Annotated in this window: 4 protein-coding genes and 1 pseudogene; 4 read left to right on the top strand and 1 reads right to left on the bottom strand. The window is 59.7% G+C overall.

The window, feature by feature from the left end; genetic code table 11:
* Positions 1-417: 417 nt before the first annotated feature.
* Both EOA19_RS36585 and EOA19_RS29335 read left to right on the top strand, forming a co-directional pair.
* Positions 418-1,143 (top strand): annotated as a pseudogene (locus EOA19_RS36585) (pitrilysin family protein); the annotation flags it as partial.
* A gap of 415 nt (positions 1,144-1,558) precedes the next feature.
* The gene (locus EOA19_RS29335; protein ID WP_095769043.1) at positions 1,559-3,034 is read left to right on the top strand and encodes an NAD-dependent succinate-semialdehyde dehydrogenase; all 1,476 of its coding nucleotides are present in this window, start codon (positions 1,559-1,561) and stop codon (positions 3,032-3,034) included.
* 784 nt (positions 3,035-3,818) lie between these two features.
* Here EOA19_RS29335 and EOA19_RS29340 read toward each other — a convergent pair.
* The gene (locus tag EOA19_RS29340; protein ID WP_224570032.1) at positions 3,819-4,334 is read right to left on the bottom strand and encodes a DUF2285 domain-containing protein; all 516 of its coding nucleotides are present in this window, start codon (positions 4,332-4,334) and stop codon (positions 3,819-3,821) included.
* Positions 4,335-5,127: 793 nt separating this feature from the next.
* Between EOA19_RS29340 and EOA19_RS29345 the strand changes: the two genes are divergently transcribed.
* Together EOA19_RS29345 and EOA19_RS36485 are read left to right on the top strand one after the other, a co-directional pair.
* Positions 5,128-5,583, top strand: coding sequence for a transposase (locus tag EOA19_RS29345; protein WP_256748481.1), 456 nt, complete (start codon positions 5,128-5,130; stop codon positions 5,581-5,583).
* A gap of 880 nt (positions 5,584-6,463) precedes the next feature.
* The gene (locus EOA19_RS36485) at positions 6,464-6,592 is read left to right on the top strand and encodes a hypothetical protein (protein ID WP_135907184.1); all 129 of its coding nucleotides are present in this window, start codon (positions 6,464-6,466) and stop codon (positions 6,590-6,592) included.
* Positions 6,593-6,615 lie beyond the last annotated feature (23 nt).

A 6,615-nucleotide genomic window follows, 5' to 3' on the forward strand; every position in this document is an offset into this window, starting at 1 on the left:
AAGGGCGGCACCAAGCAGGACCCGGTCGGGAAGGAGGGGATGGCCAAACTGATGGCCGGCCTGTTCATCGAAGGCGCTGGCCATTACGACAGCGGTGCCTTCCAGGTGAAGCTCGACCATGCCGGCGCCGAAATGAGTTTGGACGCGCAAAGCGACGACATCTACGGATCGATGTGCATGCTTTCCAAAAAGCAGGACGCGGCGTTCGGCCTGCTTCGGCTCGCGCTGAACGCGCCGCGCTTCGAGCAGGGGCCGATCGATCGCGTCCGCGCCGAGATTGTCTCCCGCATCGTCGGCAGCGAGCGAGACCCTAACGCCATCGCTCAGCGCAAATGGCTGCGCGCGATCTATGGCGCGCATCCTTGTTCAAGGCTGGGAGAAGGCACAAAAGAGAGCCTGCCCGGCATCACGCCGTCCGACCTCCGCGCCTTCCACCAGGCCATTTTCGCTCGCGACGGGCTCCATATTGCCGTGGTGGGTGACATTGACGCGAACACGTTGAGGGAAAGGCTTGACCAGCTGTTTGGTGATTTGCCTGAGCAACAAACCCTCGTCCCCGTCTACGATGTCGCGCCGAAACTCGGTCAACTGGTGGAGGAGAACTACGACCTGCCGCAGACTTCGCTGACGTTGGCCTGGCCTGGCGTGAAGCCTAGCGCGCCGGATTTCTACGCGGCCGTGCTGCTGAACGACATCCTTGGCGGCTCATACTTGACTTCCCGCCTTTACGAGGAGGTACGTCAAAAACGCGGCCTTGCCTATCACGTCAGCTCTGAACTAACCCTTGACTCGCTTCTGGTTACGACAGAGACACGCTCGGACTGCGCTGCCCAAACACTGAGCATCGTGCGAGATGTGGTAAAGCAGATGGCGCAGCAAGGACCGACCGGGGCCGAGCTCAAGGCGTCGAAGAAGCACCTGATCGGCGCCTATGCCATCGACCAACTGGGCTCGACCCGCTCGATTGCAGACCGGCTCCTGGATTTGCAGATTCACAAGGCCGACGTCGACTACAACCAGCGTCGCGCCCGCAGCATCGGTCGGGTGACGCTCAAACAGGTCAAGGCGGCGGCCAAAAAGCTGCTTTCGGCCGAGCCCGCCATTTTGGTGGTCGGCCCGCCGCTGGGCGGCAAGGATGAGTAAAGAAACTCATCTCACCTTCCTTCTTCATCGGGGCTTCTCGTGGGAAGAGCGAATGTGGAGGCCCGTGGGCCAAGCAGATCATGCAGACGCGCGGAGTCGTTTTCGCCGACCTTGCGCGGCATTGGCGGTCCGGCGGCCTCTCGCCGAAATGGCGCTCCTCAGCATGTATGCCGCCTTTTTGCAGAATTCAGTCGCATGCCACCAGCAGGCATGGTGGATGAAGCAAACATCCGACTGCTTAATCCATCAATTGATGAACCGCGGGCACTCAAACTAACGAAACTGCTGTCTTTTCATCGGGCTAGCGTGGTCTACCAGCTGCTTTGCCGAGGCCCTACGACGAACCCACTGGTGCAGAATACACACTGACGGCCTGTCGACCTGGATGTTCGCTGCGTTGAGGAGGAATCCGGTATTGCCCCTGTGCCTGCCGATGATCCGCCGTCTGAAATCCCCGCACCTGTTTGGAGCCATCGACCGCCTGCCGGCACTCGGCAGACCAGTTGGCAATAAGACGTTCGAGGTCGTCAATCCGTCGACCGGCGAAGTTTTGGCAGAGCTTCCCGATATGGGCGTGGAGGAGACACGTGCTGCGGTAGACAAGGCCTATGTTGCGCAGTCGGGATGGGCCGCGTTGACGGCCCGAGAACGTAGCGACGTTCTTTGGCGATGGCATCAGCTGATCATCGACCATGCAGGCGATCTCGCCGCGATTCTGACTGCGGAAATGGGCAAGCCGCTTGCCGAAGCCATTTCAGAGGTATCGCATGCGGCGGCGTATCTGCAATGGTATGCCGAGGAGGCCAATCGCGTCTATGGCGAGACGATCTCGGCACCCTCGACAGACCGCCGAATGCTAGTGATCAAGCAGCCCATCGGCGTTGTTGGCACGATCACGCCATGGAATTTCCCGGCCTCCATGGTGGCGCGCAAAATCTCGCCGGCCTTGGCTGCGGGCTGCACAATCGTGCTCAAGCCCGCTGAACAGACGCCGCTCGTGGCTGGCGCAATGTTCGCCCTCGCCCATCAGGCCGGCTTTCCCGATGGCGTGGTCAACCTGATCTATGCGTCCGAAGGTGATCGCGTGGGCCGTGAACTCTGCACCAATTCCAAGATTCGAAAGATCAGCTTCACCGGTTCGACCGAGGTCGGACGGCTGCTGATGCGTCAGTGCTCTGACCAGATCAAGAAGGTCAGCCTTGAACTCGGCGGCAATGCACCTTTCATCATCTTCGATGATGCCGACATTGACGGTGCTGTTGACGGTGCGGTCCAGGCGAAGTTCCGCAATGCCGGCCAGACCTGCGTTTCCGCGAACCGCATTTACGTCCAATCGAGCGTTCACGATGAGTTCGTCAAGAAATTCGTGGAAAGAATCCGGCACTTGTCGGTTGGCGACGGATTCGATGCCGGAGTGGACATCGGACCGCTCATCGACAAGCATGCTCTGGCCAAGATCGAGTCTCACGTCGCAGATGCCATTGCGAAAGGCGGCACAATACGATGCGGGGGCCAGCGTATCGGCAAGAATGGCACGTTTTTCGAACCCACGGTCCTCACCGAGATTTCCAGCGTCATGGCAGTCGCGCAAGAGGAGACATTCGGGCCGCTCGCGCCGATCATTCGCTTCAACGATGCGGATCAGGTCGTGCGCGAGGCCAATGACACGATATACGGCCTCGCCGCATACTTCTATGCCTCAAACCTGAAGCGGGTCTGGCGTGTGGCAGAGGCTCTGGAATATGGCATGGTTGGCATCAACACGGGACGCATGTCCTCGGAGGCGGCACCGTTTGGCGGGATCAAACAATCCGGCATCGGGCGGGAGGGTTCCCGTCATGGCCTCGAGGACTATCTGGAAATGAAATATCTTTGCATGGGCGGGATTTGAAACCTGCTGCACTGTCTCTCCGCCCCACCGGGGGGCGGCCTGCGGTCAATGCCGCCACCTAATTGGAAGTTCCAAACGCCGTTGACCTGAAACACGGATGCCCGGCAGGAGACTGAGCTCGCTGTCGGGCCGGACATGCCTTGGGAGGGCATAAGTCAGCGCTCCTAGGGCCGATGGGCCACTCAGTTCGTGCGCCTTTTGCCGATTGCGTTGCATGTGCCGTGCCAAGCCAAAAAGCATTGATAAACCGCCGATGGATCAGCTTTTGCCCTGTTGCGCATTCTACATTGTGGGATATGCGACAATGCCCAAGCGGTTGAATCGTCGTGTTGCAGAACCCCAGACGGGTCATGACTGCTATTCTTAGGACAGTGCGCAGCAAGCCGCTACTCGCTGCACTCCAGGCACACCATTTCCATAATCAAGCGGTGGGTGCTATGTTGACCGAGCTGTCGACCAGGGAACGGTGTGAGGCCTCAGATCCCTCCATATTGTTGCACCCGCCGGTCCAACAGGACTGCAGGTCCGGCCTCAAAGGATCTTGGCTGCTATGGCGACATTGCGGTGCACGCCGCTTTCCGACCAATGATGTGCGTCCAGGTCGAGGCCGGCCCTAATGAACCACCGCCTTGGCACCCTCGCCCATCTCATTTCGGCATCGACAAGCTAGACCAGAGCGCACTTGCAAGGCGCCATGCAGTCCTGTCGGCGGGCGAACTGTTGGTGACGGGTACAGCTGCGAGCGAACGTTCATCCACCGACGCACAGCGCGGACTGTCGCTTTTCAAATTAGGAAATCTCTGTAGCCACCATTCATGAGCGCGCGGCCACGCGAGACGGCCCGACGGATGCGGTCGCGCAGATGATCGCGAGGATCCGCCCAGTCGGCATGGACGCGCCGTTGACCGATGAGAACTTCGGCGAGCTCGCGATGAGGTGCTCCGGCGAGCGAACCGTCGAGCGCACGAAGAACGAAGGACAAACGAACGCCGCGCTTTTCCGGCGCAAACAAGCGGGGGGGCAACTGTTGCCCTAGACTGAGAGCATTGAGGCACTCCAGTCCCCTCAGTCGATGCTTTAAAAGCACCGCGGGCCAGATGGCTTGCGTATGCAGGCAAACAGGGTGGAGGATATTCGCGCCCGAGACGGCGAGCTGCAGCGCGTGGTCCGCATTGCGAAGAAGAACATGCTGGCTCTTGTCGGGCGCCAGCAGGACGATTGCACGACAGGGCAATGCCGAGAGTTCGAACGGCGGTGTCGGCGACGAGGCAGGCAACCGTTCCGCAATGACCGGCAGCACATGGACGCACCAGAGCGGACACCAGAATACGACCGAAGCGCGGCCACAAGACTCCGCGAAACAGAACACCCCAGCGTGACAGGTCGCCGGCCGACGCGACCATATCGAGAAAGGATTGGAGAGACCAAGTCTTGCAATGCTGGCGCGCAGCGGTCAGATCGCGCTGGAACGCTGGATTGCGGCGTAAGAACTCCCAAGCCCACTCCCGCAGCGTCAGGCCAGCGGTGTAGTCGTATGATCTTTCATCCCGCCAATCGGCCTGATCCGCGCCAGTCAGGAGATTCATGACTGACATCCCCTGCCCGCGCCTGCGTGCGTCGAAACATTATGCCACTTCGCAAAGCATCGGCGAAGGCAGCAGACGTCGAAGACCCCGTTTCGTTGAAGCGTCAGCCATCGCCACTGTCGGCGACAGAAGATGTGCCCAAATTGCCACCAGACCGTCGAACTGGCACAGCGACGGCCAGCGCGACCTGGAATTGATCCCGTAACGGTCATCGGCTCCTGCGTCGCGATCCAGACGTCCCTTGAAGGCGCAGTAGCGCGGCAGTGGATCGCACGCTGCTTGTCGGCAAGTTGTCGTAGCGGCGGCGCCATAGGCACGGTCATCGGAGGGTCTCCTGCGGCAAGCTTTCGCCATTGGAGGCCAATCTCCCCGCTAGGGCAGCCTGTGCAGTTGCACAGGTGAAGCGGATCAATCAGGGGGAGCCATGGCGGAAACTGGATGATGGCGGCTTGAGGAGAGCGGCGTATCGAGGCGGGGGATGAAGCCTGCCAGTACCTCTCAAGGAGAGTGATACGCCATGAACGAGACTATCAACACATTGTTCGCCTTCGTCAGCCCGACGAAATCGATGATACCCTGACGGATGTACTTCGCAGCGGCGCGCGCAAATTGCTTGCGCATGCGATCGAGATGGAGGCCGAGGCGTATGCCAAGGCGGTCGACTGCCTGACGAAAGATCATATTGCGTCGCTGGCGCTCTACGATTTCCCCGCCCAACACTGGGATCATCTGCGAACGTCCAATCCCATCGAAAGCGTCTTTGCAACCGTTCGCTATCGCACGGTGCGTACCAAGGGCTCGCTATCCTCGAAAACCGCCCAGCTGATGGTCTTCAAGCTGTTGGCCGCGGCCAGGAAGTGGCGACGATTGAAAGGACAAAATCAGTTGCCGAAACTCATCGCAGGTGCCAGGTTCCTGGACGGAATCCAGGTCATCGAAACGAAGCCGCAGAGCGCCGCTTGATCAGCCTCGTCACCCAAATTCCAGCATAGCTCCATCGGAACTGCCAGCCTTCCTTGCCGATCAGGCGCATATCAGCGCTGACGATACCGAGGACGGCGATGGCGGTCACCTCCAGGCCGCCGAGTAACGACCCTCAAAACACCGCACTGGTCGAGGCCAGCCTGAACCGGTATCTTGTGCCTGCCCTCGGGAGTCGCTCTATCCACCATGTGATCGACACCGACATTGCTAACATCACCAAGAAGATCGTCGCCGGGGGTCACCCGCAAGCGGCTAACACGGCCTTCTGGTGTATGCGGGCATTTTTCAACTGGTGTCGCAAACCGCCGCAACGGCTCATCCGCGGTTTCCCCGCGAGGGATTGGAAAATCCGGATCCGGCCCCGATCGTCAAGCGCAAGCGAGTGGTGAACGATGCCGAACTGGCGGCTATATGAACGGGCTGTGAGCCCGAACCGGGCGATATCGGCTATTCGTTCGGCTCCATCGTCAAGCTGCTCATTCTGACCGGACAGAGGCGTACGGAAGTTGCCGCGATGCGTTGGTCCTCAACCTTGAAGCCGGAACATGGAACTATCGGGTGACCGCACGAAGAACGAAGAGCCTACGCTTATTCCGCTGTCCACACTGGCGGTGTCGGTCCCCCAGACGGTACCGAAGACCAATGACACGTTTTTTTCCCTGCGAGGGGCAACGAAAGAAGCCACTTCTCAGGCTACGCGAAGGGCAAGAAGGCTCTAGACGGCAAGGTCAATACTGACGGGGTGGCTTTGGAGAACTGGACCCTTCACGATCTGCGCAGGACGCTCGCGACAAATCTCGGCAGGCGGCAGGTATTGCCACACGTCATCGAGCACATACTGAATCACAAGGCGGCGTCCTTGACAGACATTGGCGAAATCTACAATCTCTATAGCAACGTCAAGGAGAAGCGCGAGGTGTTGCAGATGTGGTCAAATCACATCGAATGGCTGATCAAGCAGGCTGCGGATGACGCTCTGGCGGCGTAGCTGCTGGCATGGGCGGAAGATGC

This window comes from Mesorhizobium sp. M7A.F.Ca.US.010.02.1.1, from assembly GCF_004023085.1.
Taxonomy (GTDB): Bacteria; Pseudomonadota; Alphaproteobacteria; order Rhizobiales; family Rhizobiaceae; genus Mesorhizobium.